Annotated in this window: 21 protein-coding genes; 5 read left to right on the top strand and 16 right to left on the bottom strand. The window is 67.6% G+C overall.

Annotated features, from left to right (window positions below; genetic code table 11):
* Positions 1 to 3: 3 nt before the first annotated feature.
* Positions 4 to 1,440, bottom strand: a complete 1,437-nt coding sequence (gene merA / locus LL239_RS07925) for a mercury(II) reductase (RefSeq protein ID WP_045246603.1) — start codon at positions 1,438 to 1,440, stop codon at positions 4 to 6.
* 75 nt (positions 1,441 to 1,515) lie between these two features.
* Between merA and LL239_RS07920 the strand changes: the two genes are divergently transcribed.
* Entirely contained in the window at positions 1,516 to 1,905 is a 390-nt protein-coding gene (locus LL239_RS07920) for a heavy metal-responsive transcriptional regulator (RefSeq protein ID WP_045246594.1), read from the top strand.
* Positions 1,906 to 2,295: 390 nt separating this feature from the next.
* Here the strand turns inward: LL239_RS07920 and LL239_RS07915 are convergent, their stop codons facing one another.
* The 15 genes from LL239_RS07915 to LL239_RS07845 form a co-directional block, all read right to left on the bottom strand.
* A complete protein-coding gene (locus LL239_RS07915) occupies positions 2,296 to 3,783 on the bottom strand; it encodes an ATP-binding protein (protein WP_228162901.1) in 1,488 nt (495 codons plus the stop codon).
* Positions 3,780 to 4,217, bottom strand: a complete 438-nt coding sequence (locus LL239_RS07910) for a hypothetical protein (RefSeq protein ID WP_228162900.1) — start codon at positions 4,215 to 4,217, stop codon at positions 3,780 to 3,782. Before LL239_RS07910 ends, LL239_RS07915 begins: the two co-directional genes overlap by 4 nt.
* A gap of 33 nt (positions 4,218 to 4,250) precedes the next feature.
* Complete coding sequence (locus tag LL239_RS07905) at positions 4,251 to 5,717, bottom strand: SCO6880 family protein (RefSeq protein ID WP_228162899.1); 1,467 nt, start codon at positions 5,715 to 5,717, stop codon at positions 4,251 to 4,253.
* Positions 5,718 to 5,720: 3 nt separating this feature from the next.
* Positions 5,721 to 6,998, bottom strand: a complete 1,278-nt coding sequence (locus LL239_RS07900) for a conjugal transfer protein TrbL (protein ID WP_228162898.1) — start codon at positions 6,996 to 6,998, stop codon at positions 5,721 to 5,723.
* A 30-nt stretch (positions 6,999 to 7,028) separates the two neighbouring features.
* A complete protein-coding gene (locus LL239_RS07895) occupies positions 7,029 to 7,298 on the bottom strand; it encodes a DUF6112 family protein (protein WP_228162897.1) in 270 nt (89 codons plus the stop codon).
* A 343-nt stretch (positions 7,299 to 7,641) separates the two neighbouring features.
* Entirely contained in the window at positions 7,642 to 8,598 is a 957-nt protein-coding gene (locus LL239_RS07890; RefSeq protein ID WP_228162896.1) for a hypothetical protein, read from the bottom strand.
* A complete protein-coding gene (locus LL239_RS07885; RefSeq protein WP_228162895.1) occupies positions 8,595 to 9,086 on the bottom strand; it encodes a DUF6932 family protein in 492 nt (163 codons plus the stop codon). Before LL239_RS07885 ends, LL239_RS07890 begins: the two co-directional genes overlap by 4 nt.
* Positions 9,087 to 9,184: 98 nt before the next feature.
* Positions 9,185 to 9,451, bottom strand: a complete 267-nt coding sequence (locus LL239_RS07880) for a DUF6112 family protein (RefSeq protein ID WP_228162894.1) — start codon at positions 9,449 to 9,451, stop codon at positions 9,185 to 9,187.
* A 1-nt stretch (position 9,452) separates the two neighbouring features.
* Complete coding sequence (locus LL239_RS07875; RefSeq protein ID WP_228162893.1) at positions 9,453 to 10,448, bottom strand: M23 family metallopeptidase; 996 nt, start codon at positions 10,446 to 10,448, stop codon at positions 9,453 to 9,455.
* A gap of 185 nt (positions 10,449 to 10,633) precedes the next feature.
* Positions 10,634 to 11,308 carry a hypothetical protein gene (locus LL239_RS07870; RefSeq protein ID WP_228162892.1) on the bottom strand — a complete coding sequence of 225 codons (675 nt, stop codon included), beginning with the start codon at positions 11,306 to 11,308 and terminating at the stop codon, positions 10,634 to 10,636.
* Positions 11,308 to 12,297, bottom strand: a complete 990-nt coding sequence (locus LL239_RS07865) for a ParB N-terminal domain-containing protein (protein ID WP_228162891.1) — start codon at positions 12,295 to 12,297, stop codon at positions 11,308 to 11,310. Before LL239_RS07865 ends, LL239_RS07870 begins: the two co-directional genes overlap by 1 nt.
* A gap of 4 nt (positions 12,298 to 12,301) precedes the next feature.
* On the bottom strand, positions 12,302 to 13,132 hold the full coding sequence (locus LL239_RS07860; RefSeq protein ID WP_228162890.1) for a hypothetical protein: 831 nt from the start codon (positions 13,130 to 13,132) through the stop codon (positions 12,302 to 12,304).
* Between the two features lie 7 nt (positions 13,133 to 13,139).
* Entirely contained in the window at positions 13,140 to 13,580 is a 441-nt protein-coding gene (locus LL239_RS07855; protein WP_228162889.1) for a hypothetical protein, read from the bottom strand.
* The gene (locus LL239_RS07850; protein ID WP_228162888.1) at positions 13,577 to 14,218 is read right to left on the bottom strand and encodes a DUF2637 domain-containing protein; all 642 of its coding nucleotides are present in this window, start codon (positions 14,216 to 14,218) and stop codon (positions 13,577 to 13,579) included. Before LL239_RS07850 ends, LL239_RS07855 begins: the two co-directional genes overlap by 4 nt.
* Positions 14,215 to 15,150, bottom strand: a complete 936-nt coding sequence (locus tag LL239_RS07845; protein ID WP_228162887.1) for a bifunctional DNA primase/polymerase — start codon at positions 15,148 to 15,150, stop codon at positions 14,215 to 14,217. Before LL239_RS07845 ends, LL239_RS07850 begins: the two co-directional genes overlap by 4 nt.
* Before the next feature lie 324 nt (positions 15,151 to 15,474).
* On the opposite strand from LL239_RS07845, the gene LL239_RS07840 reads away from it, so the two are divergent.
* Genes LL239_RS07840 through LL239_RS07825 form a run of 4 tightly spaced genes read left to right on the top strand, consistent with a single transcriptional unit; the run spans position 15,475 to position 18,581 of the window.
* Entirely contained in the window at positions 15,475 to 15,906 is a 432-nt protein-coding gene (locus LL239_RS07840; RefSeq protein WP_100810653.1) for a hypothetical protein, read from the top strand.
* Positions 15,907 to 15,964: 58 nt separating this feature from the next.
* A complete protein-coding gene (locus LL239_RS07835) occupies positions 15,965 to 16,429 on the top strand; it encodes a hypothetical protein (RefSeq protein WP_125131942.1) in 465 nt (154 codons plus the stop codon).
* A complete protein-coding gene (locus tag LL239_RS07830; RefSeq protein ID WP_102209651.1) occupies positions 16,426 to 17,445 on the top strand; it encodes a DUF6545 domain-containing protein in 1,020 nt (339 codons plus the stop codon). Before LL239_RS07835 ends, LL239_RS07830 begins: the two co-directional genes overlap by 4 nt.
* Entirely contained in the window at positions 17,445 to 18,581 is a 1,137-nt protein-coding gene (locus tag LL239_RS07825) for an alpha/beta hydrolase (protein WP_228162998.1), read from the top strand. Before LL239_RS07830 ends, LL239_RS07825 begins: the two co-directional genes overlap by 1 nt.
* The last annotated feature ends 343 nt before the right edge of the window (positions 18,582 to 18,924 follow it).

Here is an 18,924-nt window from a genome sequence, read left to right as displayed (position 1 = left end):
CGCTCAGAAGGCGCAGCAGGAGAGTTTGGAGACGTCGGCGGTGAAGGCTTGGCAGGCGATTTTGATGCCCTCGGCCATCGTCAGGTAAGGGCTCCACAGGTGGGCGACTTGGTCGGTGGTCATGGCCGCTTCGAGGATGTACACACCGGCTGCGGCGAGGTCGCCGGCGTCGGCGGCGACGGCTGTGATTCCGAGGATCTGGCCGGTGTCGGCGTTCTGCACGACCTTGATCACACCGCGCAGGTCGCGGTTGACGATGGCCCGGGAAACGTAGTCCAGGGGCAGTACCCGGCACTGGCAGCGGATACCGGCAGCGACCACTTGCTGCTCGGTCATCCCGACGGCGGCGAGAGCGGGACTGGTGAAGGTGACCCGCGGCAGGTGCCGGTAGTCGACCTCCCGGTTGGTGCCGGTGAAGGCGTTCTCCGCGACCAGGGACCCGTTAGAGGCGGCGACGTAGACGAACTGCGGATGCCCGGTGACATCGCCGGCCGCCCAGATCCGCGGGTTGGATGTCGCGAGCCGACCGTCGACCATGACCTCGCCCGAAGGGCCGGTCTGGATCCCGAGCGCTGCGAGGTTCAGTCCTTCGGTCACCGCCTGCCGACCCGTGGCGATCAGGATCCGGCTGGCACGGAACTCTTCTGCTCCACCGGATACGGTGGCCGTCGCGATGATGTCGCCGGTGTTCTTGTCGGTGCGGACCGTGTCGAGGTTCGCGCGGCGGACCACCCGGATGCCCTCGTCGGCGAAGATCCCCATCATGGCCTTGGACGCCTCGGGTTCCTCGCGGGACGCCAGCCGGGATCGGACCAGCATGGTGACCCGGGAACCCAGCCGGGCGAACAACTGCGCTTGCTCCATCGCCACGTAGCCGCCGCCGAGCACCAGCAACGACTCGGGAACCGCCTCCAACTCCATCGCTGAAGTTGAGGTCAGGTAGTCGACACCGGCCAACCCGTCGACCGCCGGGATGGTTGGGGTGGAGCCGGTGGCGATCAAGTAGTGCGCTGCACCGACCGTGCTCCGCGTCCCGTCCGCTGCGGTGATCTCCAACCTCGGGTCCGCCGTGGTACCGGCGAATGCGGCCGTTCCGGCTCGCAGGTCCCAACCGTAGGAGGCGATCAGATCCTCGTACTTCTCCGCACGCATGCCCTCGACCAGGGCGCGTTTGCCCTCGATCAGCGCGGGCATGTCCACCCGCCCGGTCGATGCGGAGATGCCCGGGAACCGTCCAGAATTTAGGGCAACGTGCCGGGCGTCGGCCGCCGCCAGCAGCGCTTTGGACGGCACACAGCCGGTGTTCACGCAGGTGCCGCCGATGACGCCTCGCTCGACCATCACCACCCGCTTGCCCAACTGGCTGGCCCGGATCGCCGCAGCGAACGAGCCGGCACCGGAACCGATGACGGCCAGGTCGAAGGAGGTCGGATCTTCCATGGCCTCAGCCTGCACCTTCCACTACGCTGGAAGGTCAAGGGATGCCGGAGGCTACCCCGGCGACGGAGGTGTACCGTGCTGATCGGTGAGGCGGCCACAGCGGCCGGGATGACGAGCAAGACCCTGCGGTTCTACGAAGACCGTGGGCTGCTCCCAGTCCCCAGCCGTGCGGGGAATGGGTACCGCGACTACAGCGCTGACATCGTGCCGCGGCTCGATTTCATCCGGCGCGGTCGGGCCACGGGCCTGACGCTGTCCCAGATTGGCGACATCCTGAAGGTGCGCGACGCCGGCGCCGCACCGTGCACCCACGTCCGCGACATCCTGAACAAGCAGTTGACCGACATCGACCAGAAGATCGCCGAACTCACGGCCCTCCGTGCCACGGTCGCCGAAGTCCGCGATACCACCGAAACCGGCGACCCGGCCAGGTGCACCGCACAGGACATCTGCAGCTACATCTGAGGCATCCGAGGGCAACCAGGCTAAGTATGACGACACCGACCATGCAGCACAGTTGCTCATGCTGCGGGCGAGAACTCCCGCGACGCAAGCTCCACGCCCTGGCGCACGACAACGCCTTCATCTGCCGCCGATGCGGCCTCTGGGTGGCATTGCGGCTCTCAGGCGACCGATCGGAGACCTCCGGGCTGAGTCCATGACGCACTGACGCGCCTGCTTGCTCGCATGTTCACCGAATGCCATCCATCATGCGATGCTGTCCAAGCTATTTCGGACACTGCCTGCAACCTCACCAGCGAGAACGTGCAGGTTCCGCGAACTTCGACCCCCGCATGGGCGCTTGAGGTCGGGGACCTTCATTGTTCCCGCCAAGCCGTCAAATCGCGGGAACATCTAGGTCTTTCCTCTTGCCTTCTGCCCTGTCTCGTACATCGCAAGTTCGGCAGGGTGGAGCTGATGCTGGACGACGAACGAGCGGTTCTTGATCCTCCAGAGCCCCTGTCCGGTGCCGAGACCGGGTAGCAATCCCTGCTCCGTTCCGGTGAGTCCGAGGGCCTGCGCGGTAGCTCCGAGCTGATCGCTCTCCTGCCGGTAGATCACCCGTGTCTCGGCGTTGGCGAGCAGGGACGAGGCGAGCGCGCGCATCGCCGAGCCCTGGTCGCCTACGTTGTCGAGGTCGCTGAGCTTGTGGAAGATGAGCAGGTTGGCGATGCCATAGTGCCGCGCGAGCCGCCACTGTGCGTCCATCCGGCGCAGCAGCGCCGGATGTGACATGAGCCGCCACGCCTCGTCATACACGACCCACCTCGGGCCGCCTGCCGGGTCGAGAAGCGCCGACTCCATCCACGCCGAGGAACACGTCATGAGCACGGAGATGAGCGTCGAGTTCTCTGCCACCCGCGACAGGTCGAGCGACACCATCGGCAGTGACGGGTCGAAGCGCACGGTGCTCGGGCCGTCGAACAGCCCCGCCAGGTCCCCGGCCACGAGCCTCCGCAGCGCGTGTCCGACGAGTCGGCCGTCCTCGGCGAGCCTGCCGTCGTCGTCCTTGGGCTGCGGGGCGAGGATGCGGTCGACCACCATCGGAAGGATCGGCACCTCGGCCGAGCGCACCGCATCGGTGAGCGCGAAGTCGACGGCGGTGTGCTCCAGCGGGGTGAGGCCGCGGTCGAGGACGGTCTCGGCGAGTGCGCCGATGAGGTCGCGTCGCCGGGAGGTGACCTGGCTTTGCCACTCGGCATCGCTGAGGCCCGAAGGCCGATGCCCTTCATCGAGCGGATTCAGCCGCGTAGACATCCCGTGCCCCAGCACGATCGCCCGTCCGCCGACTGCTTCAGCGACAGCCGTGTGCTCGCCTTTCGGATCGCCGGGGACATATACCCGCCGACCGAATGGGATGGAGCGCGTGTAAAGGCTCTTGGCGAGCGAGGACTTGCCGGAGCCGACGATCCCCGCGAGGACGATGTTCGGTGCGGTGATGAGGCCCTGCGCGTAGAGCACCCAGGGGTCATAGACGAACGATGCCCCGCTGTAGAGATCCTGGCCGACGAACAACCCGGCAGAGCCCAGTCCGCCCTCGGCGAGGAACGGATACGCCCCGGCCAGCGTCGCGCTCGTGTCCTGGTGACGCGGCAGCCGGAATCGGCCCGGTGTGCGGAGTGCAGCGGGCCTCGTCTCGCCGGACGGTGGCAGGTAGGTCGTCGCCCGCCGCGCCTCGCGTTCGGCCTCCCACGCCGCGCGCGCCAGATCCTGCTGCGCCTTGCGGTCGGCGGTCTCGATCTTGTTCGCCGCTCGCCGTCGCGCCTTCCGAGCGGCACGGCGCTCGCCCGCTGGGTCGAGCAGGACCGCGGTGTGCAGGCGCTCGCGGTCGTCGGGACTCATAGCGACAGCCCCTTTGGCGAACTGACGAAGTGGGCCTCGAACGGATCGCGTGAGAACGGGTCCAGCTCAGGTCGGCTGGCGACAGGTGCCGGGTGCCAGGCTATGTAGCTCGAATGCTGCGTCGCCTGATCGACGGCAGTCTCGGCCAACTGGACGAGTTCTGCGGCCTTGCGAAGGGCGTTGGCGGCGGCCCAAGCCTCATCAACCCCAGCCTCGTGGTCGCCATTGTCGAGAAACGCCTTGTCGTGGTGCCGAACGTGCGCCGCCGCGACCTGCTCCAGCACTTGCTCCAGGGAGCGCAGCGTCCCCAGCAGCTCGCCGACCACCTGATAGGTGTCCGCGGGGTCGGCGAAGGCGCGGCTCGCATGAGCGAGCGCCCGCACCGCCTGGCGGGTCTCCGTGGCGTCCTGCACGGGATTGCTGAAGATCGGCATGGCCACTCCTTCCGGGGTCGAGGGCTGGGTTTGTCACACGTCCCGACAGAGCGGGAGCGCGGCGGCGGCGAATGCGGTGGCCTGCTGGCCGACGAGGCGGCGCGTCTCGCAGGACGCCTGCACGGCGGCTTGCTCGATAGCGGCGACGGCGGCATCCAGCTCATCGACCGTGGGCGCGGAGACGGAGATGAGGCCGGTGTAGCGAAGCACGCCATGCCCAGCGGTGAGGTCGGACTCTTGCTGGAGCACGTCCTGGTACTCGGCCGTGCGCGCGGCGTCCTCGACCTGGCCGATCTTCGCGCGCTGCGTCGCGTCGGAGAGCAGGCCGACCTTCTTCTTCCGCAGGTCGCGGGCCGCGATGTCGGCGCGAACTGGCGTGCAGATGAGCGAGAACGACCGCTGCACGCCGGAGGTGAGTAGCAACGGGGCGAGGAATCCGGGGAACACCTGCGAGCGCGGCCACTCGGAGAGCCAAAGCACGGTGTGGTGCGCGGAGTCGGTGCGCACGCGATCCCAGCTCTCGGTCACCGCGATTGGTCCCGCGGTGGCGAGGGAACGCCCGATGTCGGCGTGCCGCTCCAGCGCGGGCGCAGCAGCCGGGTCGTAAGCGGAGCGCAGGATGACAGCGACTTCGCCGGGCGCGAGCCAGCCGGTCGTGGCGAGGTCCGCAGCTCGCAGCGCCGTGACGAGCGTGGTCATCTCCTGACGCAGCACGGCGGCAGCTCCACGGATGCCGCCGCCCGCTGAGCGGATCTGTCGTCCCGAGGCGTTCATATCGAGCGCAATCGAGATGGTCGTCGCATGGCGCTCGCCGGTCGGCCCAGCACGCTCGATCAGCTCCCGGTAGGTGGTCGCAGGCCAGGATTCATCGTCGGTGCCGTGCCTGGCCCACCATTCGGCGAGCCCCGTGCCTGAGTCCGGCAGCGTCCGCTCGCAGACCTGGAGCCGGGCGATCCGGCCTGAGCGGCACGCAGTAGCGAGCACCCGACCCCAGCCGTTGATCCGCCGCTCCTGCTCGCCCGGATCGAGCAGCACGAACGCCGGGTGCGTCACCCCCAGCACCGCGGTCAGGGTCTGAGCGTGGGGGTCGTGCACCATCGCCGTGCCCGTCTCGGGATCGACCCATTCACGCAGCGCGGTCGCATCGCCGGGGAGCGCGAGCGTGCCGACGGGACGCGGCTTGATGACGCGGCGGCGGAAGATCAACTGCCCAGCGGTGCTCCGCCACATCCAGCGCGACACGATGGGCAGCCAGTCCACGAGCTTGCGCCCGCCCACGGGGACGATCGCGAGCAGCAGACAGCTGAGCCAGATCGGGGATGTCCAGACCAGCCCCATGCCACCGCCCGTGTAGATCGTGGCGACGACCGTGACCACGCCAATGCCCAGCACGATCAACTGCGAGATCGACAGTCCGAGCAGGATGCCACGGTGCGCGAGGCGCGAGAACTGCACGGGGGAGAGCTGCTGCTCGGGAGCCGGAGGGTGCCGGGTGGCCATGTTCTACCCCTTCCTCGGTGCCACGGGTATCGGCGGCGTTGATGTCTCTGCGTGCCCGGCTGCTGCGCCGCCGACTGCGGCACCGACTTTCGGCCCAGTTGTCGCCGCCGCCTTGACAACCTGCGCCCCGACGACGGCTGCGGCCGCAGGTCCGGCCGCTGCTGCCCCGGTACCTGCCGCGCCCCCCGAGGCCGCAGCCCCGCCACCGGAAGCGGCCGCCCCGCCACCTGCGCCCGCAGCGCCGCCTGCTGCGCCACTTGCAGCGGGAGCTGTGCTCGGCGCGGGAGGAGTCCCGCCTCTCGCGCCGCTTTGCCCTCCGAGGACGGACTTTGCCGCGTTCGGCTGAGCCTTGACCGGTAGCGGGACGGGTCGGTTGAGCGCCGACTTCGCTTCCTGCTCGCTCGACATCGCGTGGTACATGTCGAAGCCCACGAACGAGATGAACTTGTACGTCAGGTAGGGCGCGAACGCGGCGATGAACATCAGCACGACGCCCGAGATCGGGTCACTGATCGAGGCGAGGTCGAGGTCGATGGGCGCGCTGATCTGCCCAATGGCGACGAGGAACACGACGACGATGACGAGCTTCGAGAAGATGAGCGCCACGACAAACGCCGCCCAGCGTCCGAACCAACCCTTTGCAGCATCCCAGGTGAACCCGGCGAGTGCGATGGGCGCGAAGACAATGGCGACCAGTAGCAGCGCCTTACGGATGAGCAGCGTGAACCACACGATGCCCGCACCCGCGATGCCGAGCCCGGCAAGGAAGATCGTGATGATCGCACCGACGCCGGGCGAGGCGATGTTGATCGTCGTCAGCCCAGCGGCGAGCAGGGCCATGCGGTCGCCGATGCCTTCCATCGTGTTGCCAGTCGCCTGCACGATGCCGATGGTGAGTTGATCGGTGACCTCCAACAGGGTCGCGGTGAGGGTGATGGCGACGAACGATCCGAGCACCGACTTGGCGAGTCCCACGCCCGCGCGCGACAGTGCCATCGGATCTCGATGCACGAGCCCGGTGATGAGTTGGAGGCAGAAGAAGACGAGCATGACGAAGATCGCCACCCCGAACAGCACGTTGTAGACCGAGACGTACTGGCTTCCAGTGACGTCGACGAGCGTTGTCGAGTCGAACACCGCCCACACGCTTTCGAACAGCCAGGCGGCGGCCTGCCCCATTGCCTGCGCGAGCCAGTCGAACGGCGCGGAGATGAGCGACGCAGTTCCCTCACCCACGGCATCGCACACCGAGGCGATGACGGGCACATCACAGATACTCATCGGCTCAGCCATCTCAACTCGGTCGTGGAGTCAGACCGACTGGCCGACGCTCCAAAAGAAGTTCACGAGCGTCACCGACGCACCGCAGATGATCGCCGCGCCGCACGAGACGAGTACGCCGACCTTGCCCCGGCTGGCGAGGTGCGGATTCGAGCTGTTCGCCCCGTAGCCCCAGACCACGGCCGAGATGATGAGGGCGAGGACAGCGAGGATGAGCCCCACCGTCATGGCCGCGCCGACGATGACGCGGAGCTGTTCGATGCCGGGCAACCCGTCGGTATTGGGGTCGATGTCGATCACTGTGTGCTCCTTGGAATGGACGGGCGGGTCTCGTCCATCAGGTGCGCACGGCGTCCCGAGGAACGTCGGAGGTCAGGGTTACCGTCGTGGCTATGCGAGGAGTTCGTTGCCCGACAAAGCGCCCTCCGATTGAGACTCGGCTGGAGGCTGCGACCGTCGCGGCGCGCGTAGCGAAGGGCGCAGAAGCCGTGCAGTGCCACTACTGCGGCTGGTGGCACGTCGTCGGCCACGGCTCGCCGCTGGAGCGGCCCTCGAAGCCGCGCAAGCGTCGCTGAAGAGTGCTGGTTGCCGTGCGGCGAACCCTACGCCAGCTCGGATGCTCCCGCCTTGGCGCGATGCGTCGTCAGATCAGCGTCGGTGCTTCTGGCAAGGGCTCAATGGAGCGCAGGGTGTAGACCTGGCGTCGGCGTGCGTTCGCACCCTTGCCTACGATCGTGACGACATCGAACACTGCGCGAACGCGCGCGTTCGCAGCATCATGCTGCACGACCTGCTCCATCAGCTCTGGGCTAGGAACCGCGGCTTCGATCGCTGCTGCGCCGTCGGGGGTGAACCACAAAGCGCCAACTGATCGGCGTTGCCCGTCGATGACTCCATCGAGGCGCACGACATCGCTGCTCTCCTGGCGCTCGTCGAGGACTCGGAGCAGTGCCTTGGCACCTAATGGGCTGACATGCAGCGGTTGGAATCCATGCTGAGATCGCAACTCACCTGCGATATCCCAATTCTGTTCGTCGATTGCCCGTGCAACTCGTTTCAGTCCGGCGTGCGCCTTCTGAGGCAGGTCGGCAGCCAGCCCGGACAGAACGTCGTCGGTGAGGCTTGCCCCTTCGTGTTGAGCGCGCGAAAGCAGCACCGCTACGGTGTCCAGGGACGTCGAGTCGACCGAGGGCGTGCGAGTGTTCTGCGCGGTCTTTCCTGGTGCTTCCTCGGGTGGCGCGGCCTTCAGGACTACACGCACGGAGCCAGGACTCGGCGCGAGGACTCGCAGCGTTGACGCGCGCCGTTGGCGTCCAAGTAGGTGCTTCGCGACTTCCTTCGTCGCATCGGCCAGACCACGCACGAGGGAAGCGAAGGACTCCGCGTTTGCCTCATGATTGTGCACTGTCTCGCCGTCGAGATGCAGGTCAAGCTCGGACTGCGCACGGTTCGTAAGCTCGAAGAGAACCGGGCGCAGTGCATCGTTCTCGGATGCTATTGCTTCGAGGGATTGACGCTGCAGGCGGCTGGCGAAGTCCTCGCCTTCGGCGGCGTGCCAGGCGTCGCGGAACTGATCGAGTGCCTGGTTCGAAAGCGTCATGACCTCACCTCCACGAAGCCCTTTTGTGTGCCGTTTAACTTCGTCCGGTTCTCGCCGAGCACCGTGGACCAATGCTCCCGCCAGTAAAGAGTCCTGTCCACGTCTCCACGCAGGCACAGGAACGCGTCGACGAGCCCCGACATGGGCTGTTGACGCGGCGGGCCAGGTTTGGTGAACATCTGGTCCAGGTGCTGCTGCTCGTCGTCAGGAAGGTTGTTGAGTTCGTCCGGCCTGAGCATGACCGTAACATCGACGTCCGACGGAGCCGCCCAGGGCTTGTGAGTGATGAATCCGCCGTCGACCCAGAAGCGAGCGCCGGGCACGATCCCGCTCACGATCCCATGCCAGAGCTGGAATGCGTCGAAGACGACGCGACGCCGATCAATGAATGGTGCGGCGGCGACAAAGCGTTCGTCGATCTCTTCGAGCGTCGCCGTGTGCAACCCCTGTGGGAGGTACCAGGTCCCGTCTTCGAAGGGCGGGATCACGCGTTGCTCCCCATGCGCGCGATTATATCCAGCGCACGAACGTGATCGGGCTGCGGCTCGTGGCGCGGCGAGCGCACGAGTGGTGACAGCACGACGCCTCAGATGCCCGCGCCGACTCCGAGCAGGAAGTTGACCCAGGTGACGCCGAGGCCGGCGAGTGCGGCAGCTCCGACGGAGACGAGGAATCCGGTGCGCGCGCGGACAGCCGAAGTGATGTTGCCGTTCGCCGACGAGATCGCCCACACTGCGGCGCAGATGACGAGCATGAGCACGGCGAGGATGAGCACGATGGTCAGCAGCGCGCCAACGATGGCGCGCAGTTCTGCCTGACCGCCGACGGCTCCGAAGTCGGGGAATATGTCCATGTCACGCGGCCATCTCTGCTGAGCAGAGCGCCGCGGTGCTTGCGGCATCGAGGTTCTGCACTCCGTGGGCGGCAAGCCACGGCTCGGCATCGACGGCCGCTGCGTTCGAGCCGCCTGGCCGGATCTCGAAATGCAGATGGGCTCCGGTCGACCTGCCCGCCGAACCGACGTTGCCGACGTGCTGCCCTGCAACGACGCGATCCCCGACGCTGACGAGGACGCCGCTCTGCCACATGTGGGCGTAGGCGGAGGCGATGCGCTGTCCATCGATGGTGTGCTCGATGATGATGAGGTTGCCGTAGCCGCCCGACGGCCCGGCGAAGCTGACCACGCCATCGGCGAGCGCGAGGATCGGCGTGCCGTCGTCGGCAGCCCAGTCCGTTCCCGAGTGGAACGCTCGCTCACCAGTGAAGGGGTCTTCGCGCCACCCGAAGTCGCTGGTGTTCACCCACGTCCCGCTCGGCAGCGGGAAGACGATGGCGGTCGTCTCGGGTACGTTGCCGAGCGGCGTACCGCCCGGCGTGGTTTCGGCGCGGCGCGTGAGTGCAGCGAGGATCGCCTCGGCGACCGGCTGGTAGTTCTGGTAGCGGTCGGGATATGCCGAGACCTCGACCGCTTGCGCTGCCTCGCCAGGGTCGAGGTGCTGCCAGTCGGGTATGTCGAGCAGTCCGCGCGGTGATGGGTAGTTCGGCCCGCTCGAACCTCCGTAGAAGGCGCGCGATTGGTAGGTCGCGTTCATCAGCTCTGCGACGGTGCCCCATCCTGCGCTCGGCCGCATTTGGAATAGACCAAGAGAGTCGTGATCGCTGCCCTCTCCGTCGTTCGGGAAATCGTTCGACTCTGGTATCGCAGCCGAGTTTGCGAGCATCCGTAGCCGCGACTCGGTGAGTGCGGCCATGAGCGCGATGACGATGCCAGCGCGACCAACGCCCTCGGTCTGCGCGCCGACCGTGATGATGGTGGCTGCATGGGTTAGCTGCTCGTGGTTGAGGGTCACGGTCTCGCCCGCGCGCGTCGTGGCTGTGAGCGACTCCGGGATCGGCCCGACAACGAGGGAGCTTGACGAGAGACATGCGGCGAATACAGCGGGCGACACGAGCAGACCCACGCCGACCAGGCTCATGGGGAGCACTGCGACGAGGGTGGCGATGACCACAACGAGCTTCTTCATGCGGGTGCCGATCAACGCAGGGGGTTGTCAAGCTCGGAGATGCGAAGCGCGCGGCAGGTATCGAAGGTCGGCTCGCAGGTGATGAAGACGGTGAACGCGACCTCGTGGGAGCTGGTCACGGGCTCGATGCCGTGGACGCCCTCACGTTGTCGTATGCCGGTGATCGTGTAGGCGACGGTGCCCGGAAGGATCTGTCCCTCGGCTGCCTGCTCCAGCGCCGTCGCCCACTCGTCCGGCACCAACACGTCGTTGATGTCGAGCCATTGGCGGGTCTGCATCGTGCGGAGCTGCGCCCAGGCGTCCGCGGTCGGGAGATAGGTGCGCACGTCAGAGGCGAGTCCGGCGGTCTCATTGCCGGAGGGGTCGCCCACATCCACGATGGCCTGCGCGTAGTCGGTCGGCCCGAACTCGGTCGCGGTGTCCCATGTGAACAGCGCGATGGCGAGGGCTCGCGCGAACGTCTCGGGGTCGTCGGACTCACGGACGGCGGGCGGCGCGCTCGATGTCGGGAACGGTGCGTTGGTGGAAGCGCCTGATGGGCCGCTCGTGGAGCTGCCGCCCGGCGAAGGCTCGGATCGAGGTGCGAGCAGCAACCCGTAGAGCCCGACTCCGACGAGGACGGCAAGCACGGCGGCACCGACGATCAGGAGGATCATGAGGCGACGAGGGAAGCGAGTCTGCGGCATCAGGCACTCTCCTTGGCGCGACGTTGGCGGGCGGCGCGGGCGGCTCGGGCCGCGTCGAAGAAGCGGACGGTGGCGTCGAGGATCGCCTCGACGTGCTCCCACTGTTCGTCGCTCAGTGCGGTGCCGACCTCGGCGGGGTCGTAGTGCGACCACCACTGATCGAGGTCGTTCCAGGTGAGCGTGAACGCCCGCACCGGGTAGCGAACCGGCACGGGGCTTGTCGCTGGCGCGGGAGCCGGGCCTCGCTTGCGTCCTTGCTTCGCGCGCTCCAGCGCCTCTTGAGCGAGCAGCTCCAGCTCGCCGGGCGGCTCGGGCTCATCCTGCGGGATCGCGAGCATGGCGATGGTGCGGGCGTGCGCCGTGGTGATCGACGCGCCCCGGTCGATGGCGTCGAGTTCGGAGCGGGCGAAGCTGCGCACATCCTCCGGCTGGCGGGGGTCGTTCGCGATCCGCTGGAGATCGTTGATCTGCTCCAGGCTCGTGTACGACTTGCGCCCGGTGACCATGAGCGCGGCCTGCGCACGGGACTTGCCCGGAGCGCCGATCAGCGGTGGTGCCGTGACGGCACCACCGCTCGTTCCGGCGATTTTCCAGCCCGCACCGAACTGCGTCGCCGCCTGACGACGGGCGGCATCCTCGGCCATGAGCGTCTTCAGCTCGCGGTACAGCGCCGCGGCCTCGGTCTGCGTGAACGGCTTGTGCAGCACGTTGTCGGCCTGCTCAGCCATGAGCCTCTGGAGCCGGTCGCTGATCCCGGAGCGCACGAACACGTTGACCTTCTTGTAGCCGAGCTTGCGCAGCGCGGCAATGCGGCGAGCGCCGCATACGAGCACCCCCTCCGGCGTCACGGTCGGGGGCTGGAGCAGTCCGTCACGTTCGATGGATGCTGCGAGTGCGTCGATGTCGCCCAGTTCCACGCGATGACGGCTGCCGACGACGATGGAGTCGATGGTGCGCTCCAGCTCGATGTGCCCGGTGCTCGCCGCCATGCGCTCACCTCGCCCCCGCCAGAGTGGGCGCGTTCAGGCCGAGCAGCAGCACGAGGTCGTCATCGGTGAGCAGCGCGCGCAGGGGTTCGCCGACAAGAAGGCGGTACAGCACGCCGCGGCCGACGGCGGTGCGGGCCTGATCGGGATCGGGGTTGCCGAGGATCGCACGGAGCAGCGCGTTCCAGCTCGTCGACGACAGATCGAGCACGGCCCGAGCGTGTGGGTCTCGCCGAAGCGACTCCGCTGCGCTCGCCCGCGACGGCGCGTCGCCGAGTCGAGTGCAGATGTGCTCGATGGCTGCGCGCGCCGTCTGCTCCGGCCAGTCGAGCAGCGTCAGTAGCTTGATCGCGTCCTCGACTGCACGGACGACGCCAGATGCCTCGTCGTCCGATTCGTTCTCGTCCTCACCCGCGGGCGCGACCTGCAACGCTTCGTGGTAGGCGGTGAGCGGGTTCTCCCGGTCGCTGAACCGCTCCGGGTCGTGGAAACCGCTGTATTGCGGCCTGCGTGCCTGATGCGTCGAGCACAGCAGTCCGTTGCCTCGTTCCTCAGCGATCAGTGTGACCTGCACAGCACGGGTGACGACGGCCCACGGATCTTCCGCGTTGCGCACGGCCGGGGTGCGCATCGCGTCGAACGCGGCGCTCGCCGCTTCCCACGGGTCGAGGCCGTGCTTTCGCGCGAGGCTCGCGTACCGACCCGCCGTGTAATCCATGAGCGCCGCGACATCCACGTCGCGCTGCCACGCGCCTTTCCCATCGTCGTGCAGACGTTCCAGGAGCGCGCGTAATCCCTCCGGGGTGCGGAACGACGGTGGAGCGGGCGGGGCAGACATGGTGTGCTCACAGGCGTCGGAGCGGGTCGCGGCTGACAGGGGACTGGTGTGCGGGCGACTGCCCGAACGCGGAGAGCGGCGCGATGCCCTGGGCACGCGCCCGGATGCCTGGCCGGGTCATCGGAGTTGCCTGCGGCGAGGTCTGCCGACGTTCCTCGACGCGGCGTGCCAGCTCGGTGCGCAGGTCGATGCCGCGCCCGATCATGCGGGCCGAAGCGGACGGGAGTAGCTCGGTCGGGCGCACCCACACCACCTGGCTGCGGTCGTGCTCTGCGCTCAGGCGCTCCAGGAGTGGGTGGCCGCCGCGCCACGTCTGCGCGGCGAGCCACGGGTCGGTGTGGCGCGCCAGCTCGGAGATCTCAGCAGCCTCGCTGGGAGTCGGCTTCAGTGTGTGGAGGACATCGGCAAGCCGACGGGCATGCTCGTCTTCTGGCAGCTCGTCGTTCACAGCGCGCCTCCTTCCGATGCGGCGGCGAGCGCGGGCGTCGCCAGCCAACGACCGACCGTGGACGGATGCACCCCGGTCGCACGAGCGATGGCGGTATTCGTCATGCCGTCCTCCTTCATCCGCAGAGCGAGTTCTCTAGGAGCAAGGTGCGCAGGCGCTTCCGGCGACAGGTACTCGACCGCGCTCGGCACCAACTCGGTCGTCTGGGTCGACGGCTCTGCACGGAACCGTCGGGTGAGCACCACCGTCAGGTGCGTGATCGCCAGCAGCACGAGCGGCGGAACCGCGGCAACCGATCCCGCGAGCGCAGAAGGAACGTCGGCGTCTGCGGCGACGACCGCGTGGATCGCGTTGGCTGCGACCGAGACCGCGGCACCAGCCATGAGCAGCAGCCACGGATACCAGGCGGCACGCTGCCCCGCGAGCGCGACGACGGACACCGTGGCGACGACGATGATGCCGTCCACGATGAGCGGCCACGCCCACGCCTGGCTCTCATCGACGCCGGAACGTCGCGCGAGGTCGGCGAGCGCCGTGAACGACAGCCAGAAGGCGGCTGCGGCGATGAATACGGTCCCAGCCACCGCCGTCCACACGGCGATCCGCCCGCGCGGCTGTTGCGTGTTGCCGGGGATCACGAGAGCACCTGACCCGATGAAGGCTGAGCTGCATGGCTGGGCATGGAACTGGCGGCGGGCGCAGACGGTGCGCCCCTCGCTACGCGGTGCGCCGAGCGGATCGTCGTCTCGATCTCCGGCGCGGGCAAGCCTGCGCGCTCGGCAGCCGGCACCAGCGCGGCACGCACGCGGTCGGGCGGGATGCCCGCCTCGATGAGCCGACACGAGGCCCAGAACAGGCCGCGGTTGCGCTCGCCCTCGCCGCGCATCCCGACCCAGCGGGCGATCCGCTCCACGTCAACGCCGTCTGTTCGCTCGACAGGGATGACGGGCATCGGGCGCGCCGATCGCGGATCGAGAAACTGCCGCAGCGCGCGGGCATCGATGGGAACCGCATCGCCTCGCCCGGAGCCGATGAGGGCATACGCACTCTGCCCCGCATCGGTGGCGATGATCGAGGGCGGCACGATGACGTAGCCGCCCGATCCTCGGAAGTCGATGCCAGCACGCGCCACCTGCCAGGACGGCTGCGCCAGCTCGGGATCGGCCGGGTAGTAGGCATGGACTCCGCCCGAGGGCGTGCGAATGAACGCGGCCCAGCGATCCGTCAGCCCCTCGCGCCGGGCCAGCTCGAACGCTGCGAAGCCGCGGATCGCCCCGTGCACGTCGACATCCACGACCTCCAGCCCGGAGAGCTGGCCCGTCGGCATCCCGATGTTGGCGCGCGGCCACCGCGCCCACCAGCGAGCGACCTGGCGTGGTTCGGTGCTCGCCTCGTGGAATCCCCGCTTGGTCAGCGGGCGCTTGCCTCCTGCGACGCAGGGAAAGACCGGGATGCCTGCCTCGGCGTAGCGACACGCTGCGGCGCTCGGCGACAGCCCGGTGAGCGAGGCGAGCAGGGCGGCGGCATCCAGCGACTGGCGCTCTCCGCGCGAGGCTTCCGGCATCGTCATCTCGGCACCTCCTCTGGCCTGGTCGTGAGCTGTGCGGCTCTTGTCGATCAGGTGCGCCGGGGTTCCCAAGAGACGGTCGCCGTCCGGCGGGCAACGCAGGCAGGCTGCGGGGTCGCGCTGCGTTCATGGAACCTCCCGCTCACCGGATAGCCGCGTTGAGCATGCTCAAAACTCTCCCGAGATTCCGTTCTAACACCGCACGTTGAGCATGCGCAACAGTTGATTTGTGCATGCTCAACGGGTAGATTGAGCATGCACAACTACCCTTGGGCCTGGGCTACGTCGATGCCTTGGCCCTCCCGAAGGGAAGGGGGGTCAGCGACGATGACTGAAGACGAAAGTCAGGCTGCGGCTGACGACCTCGCCAAACGCCTGCGACTTCTGATGGATGTCGCTGTCGCCGAGTCCGGCTCCGAACCGACCTACTCGCAGATCGCGGAGTATCTGAGACAACGTGGCATCAGCCTGTCTCGATCTCGATGGACGTACATGGTCAACGGCCACCGATACGTTCAAGACACCGCAATCTTCGAGGGACTCGCGGACTTCTTCGACGTTGATGCTGCCTTTCTTGCGGGGGAGAGCGGCGTGGCAACCCCGGAGAAGGTCTCCGCCCAACTCGACCTCGTGCGTTCGATGCGTGCAGCGAAGGTGAAGTCCTACGCTGCCCGCACACTCGGCGACATCTCGCCGAAGGCGCTCCAAGCCATCAGCAAGTTCCTGGACGAGGAAATGATGCGAACACCCGAGCACTGACGGGTGTCGCGCACCACGGAGCCGAGGCCAGTAGCTGCTCGGCCGAGAGGGGGTAAACGTGAACACCGAAGAGACCGTAACGGCCGCCGTCTCCGATCTGCGGCTCGGCAGCAGATTCACGCTTGCGCACCTTCTCCAGGCCATACAGGAACGGCGCCATCGTAGGCTCCGCGTCGTCGAACTCGCCGACCTCGACACCCGCGACGGCATCTGTGCGCTCTGGCTGGTCACCGACACCGAGGACTTCGTGCTCCACGCACGCAGCGACTCTGCACTGCACCGCCAGCAGTTCGTCCTTCACGAGCTGGCCCACATGATCCTCGGTCACACGGAGGGCGACGATTGCACAGCCGGGGACGTCTTGCTGCCCAACATCCCTCCTCACACGCGCGGACGCCTGCTCAAGCGACAGGACATTGACAGTGAGACGGAGATCGCCGCCGAGTCGCTCGCAGATCGGCTGGCCGCGGGCATCCGAGGATCGGTGTTCGCCGAGTCCCGCTATTCGGAGATTTTCGGGTGATCCAGGCGCTCGTCGCGACGCTCATGTGGGCGCTCGTGGCGAGCCTGCTCATCTTCCGCCGCAAACGGGCGGATCGAAGCATCACCTACGCCTCCTTCACGATTGCCGTCGCGATGACCCTGAACGTCGACGCCATCTACCTCGTCACCGATCCGCTTCTTGGCGGCACGAACGTCACAACCCTCGTTTCGGATGGGCTGCTGATGACCGGGATCTTCTTTCTCGGTCGAGGCGTCATGAAGGCTGACGAGTACCGCCCCAGGCTCGTGCGGGTCGCCGTGGGCATCCCGGTGCTCCTCACCTCGCTTCTTGCGATCACCACGACGTTCGTGTTCATCGACCGAGGCACAACCACGACTCGGTTCATGATCGACCTCGGCGCGCAACCCGCAGCAGCGGCCTACTCGATCATCAACTTCAGCTACTTCTTCCTCGTCATCACGACGATGATGATCCTCGCCGCGCGGCAATATCTGCGCAGCTCCGGCATCCAGCGTCTCCCCTCGGCTCTGCTGAGCCTGGGATCGGCGTTCGGCGGCGGACTGTGCCTGGCCGTGCTCATCATGGATGTCGCACACGTCACAGGACATCTCGATCTCATGCGCGCCGTCCAACGCGCCTACGAACCGCTCTCTCTACTCGCGTTCCTTTTCCTATGCGCGGGCTTCGCCGCGCAGCCTGTCGTCCGCCGCGCACAGCACGACATGCGCCGGAAGCGCACCGTCGGCCTCGCGACACAGTTGGAGCCTCTCTGGAAGCGGGCGTCCCTCGTGCGGCCTGGGCTGAGCCAAGCAGACCCGCTCGCTGCGAGCGCGGATGACCTGGAGAGCCGTCTACACCGAGAGATCGTTGAGATCCGCGACGCGATGATCGACCCGCGCGTCACCTTCGACATCAGCGCAGCCGAGCGCGCCCTGCTGAATCGCGCCGAGAGCCACCTCCTCGGACTCGACACGAGAGCGACACGGACCACCGCTTCGCCAGGAGGCCGGGTCGGCCAGGAGGGCAGTTCGTGATGCGACGGGTCGCGCTAGGTGCCGGACTCGTTGCGGCAGGCGCGTTGGGTGTCGGCTGGGTGATCGCGCGGCGGCTAACAGCCCCCAGCACGCGGCGATACGACCTGACCGTCCGCGAGGTTGAGCGCGACGGCGACGGCCCTCTCATCGTGCTCGACCGAACTCGCCAGACCGCAGCCGAAGGCGCGTACAACCTCTGGTTCGAGAACGGAGGCTGGGCGCAACTCTCCGAAGACGTGCTCGACCGTGGACCGACTCTGATCGCACGACGGGTGACGAGCACGGCATCGGGGCTCACTCTCAGGGCTGGCGATCACGTCTCCTGGAGCGGCATCTACTACGCGACCCCGCACGACGCCAGCCTTCATGCACACGACATCACCATCGACACCCCCGCGGGGCCTGCCCCCGCCTGGCGCATCGACGGCGACAGCGGCAGGTCGACGTGGGCGATCCACCTACATGGCCTCGGCAGCGTCCGAGCCGGAACGCTTCGCGCCGTGCTCGCCGCGACCGAGCGCGGCTACACCTCGCTCGTCATCAGCTACCGAGCCGACGGCGAAGGCCCGGGAGTCGGCAACGGTCGCTCAACACTCGGCTTCACCGAGGCCGACGACGCCGCGGCCGCCATTGAGTACGCGATGCGGCACGGAGCCCGACAGGTCGTGCTGTTCGGATGGTCGATGGGCGCGGCCATCGCGCTCCAGCTCGCTCACCACCCGTCGTATCGACGCAGCATCGCCGGTCTCGTGCTCGACTCGCCCGTGCTCGACTGGACCGAGGTCATCAAGGCGAACTGCACCCGCAGCGGACTCCCCTCAGCCGCGGGCAGCCTCGCGATCCCGTGGCTGACGCTCCGCCCGCTGGCCCGGATGGTCGGCCTGCCCGAGAGCATCCCGATCCGATCCTTCGACTGGACGGTTCGTGCCGAGGAACTCACCGCGCCCACGCTCATCCTTCACGGCACCCACGACGACTCCGTACCGATACGGCTCTCACAAGCACTCCGAGATGCTCGGCCTGGCCTTGTTTCGCTGGAGACCTTCGAGGCCGGACATACGCTCTCGTGGAACTCTGACCCCGACCGATGGCAGAGCGCAGTGATCGCCTGGCTCGCCGCGCACGTCCCGTCTTGACTGTCTCATCAAGGACACTGGCATCTGCCTACGAGGCGTGCGTCTGCACTCGCGGCGTTCGGCGGCAGCCGGTGTGTAAGGTCGGCCTCCGCCAGCAGTCTCGCCATCCGCCGCGTGGGGCGCGGTGAGGTAGACGAGCGGCGGCCTGCCAAACGTGACGGAGACCCTCTTGGTGCTCTGCCGGGGCGAGAGGTGCACCTCATTGGCGAGGGTTTCTGTCGTCGAGCCTCTCGCTGAGCAGGCGTGCGACGAGGGCTTCGCTGGTAGCGGTACGACCTTCAGGTTGCGGAGGATCTCTAGGTGGCCTGCTGGATCTACTCTGCCACTCGCGGCGGTGTGTTGG

This window comes from Microbacterium testaceum (genome assembly GCF_020781835.1).
Classification (GTDB): domain Bacteria; phylum Actinomycetota; class Actinomycetes; order Actinomycetales; family Microbacteriaceae; genus Microbacterium; species Microbacterium testaceum_H.
The sequence above is the reverse complement of the archived record's forward strand: the minus strand, read 5'-3'. Positions and strand labels throughout refer to the sequence as shown.

Coding starts and splice junctions, on each gene's coding strand:
- merA (WP_045246603.1), bottom strand. CDS start 1,440: ATGGAAGATCCGACCTCCTTCGACCTGGCCGTCATCGGTTCCGGTGCC.
- LL239_RS07915 (WP_228162901.1), bottom strand. CDS start 3,783: ATGAGTCCCGACGACCGCGAGCGCCTGCACACCGCGGTCCTGCTCGAC.
- LL239_RS07910 (WP_228162900.1), bottom strand. CDS start 4,217: ATGCCGATCTTCAGCAATCCCGTGCAGGACGCCACGGAGACCCGCCAG.
- LL239_RS07905 (WP_228162899.1), bottom strand. CDS start 5,717: ATGGCCACCCGGCACCCTCCGGCTCCCGAGCAGCAGCTCTCCCCCGTG.
- LL239_RS07900 (WP_228162898.1), bottom strand. CDS start 6,998: ATGAGTATCTGTGATGTGCCCGTCATCGCCTCGGTGTGCGATGCCGTG.
- LL239_RS07890 (WP_228162896.1), bottom strand. CDS start 8,598: ATGACGCTTTCGAACCAGGCACTCGATCAGTTCCGCGACGCCTGGCAC.
- LL239_RS07880 (WP_228162894.1), bottom strand. CDS start 9,451: ATGGACATATTCCCCGACTTCGGAGCCGTCGGCGGTCAGGCAGAACTG.
- LL239_RS07870 (WP_228162892.1), bottom strand. CDS start 11,308: ATGCCGCAGACTCGCTTCCCTCGTCGCCTCATGATCCTCCTGATCGTC.
- LL239_RS07865 (WP_228162891.1), bottom strand. CDS start 12,297: ATGGCGGCGAGCACCGGGCACATCGAGCTGGAGCGCACCATCGACTCC.
- LL239_RS07860 (WP_228162890.1), bottom strand. CDS start 13,132: ATGTCTGCCCCGCCCGCTCCACCGTCGTTCCGCACCCCGGAGGGATTA.
- LL239_RS07845 (WP_228162887.1), bottom strand. CDS start 15,150: ATGACGATGCCGGAAGCCTCGCGCGGAGAGCGCCAGTCGCTGGATGCC.
- LL239_RS07840 (WP_100810653.1), top strand. CDS start 15,475: ATGACTGAAGACGAAAGTCAGGCTGCGGCTGACGACCTCGCCAAACGC.
- LL239_RS07825 (WP_228162998.1), top strand. CDS start 17,445: ATGCGACGGGTCGCGCTAGGTGCCGGACTCGTTGCGGCAGGCGCGTTG.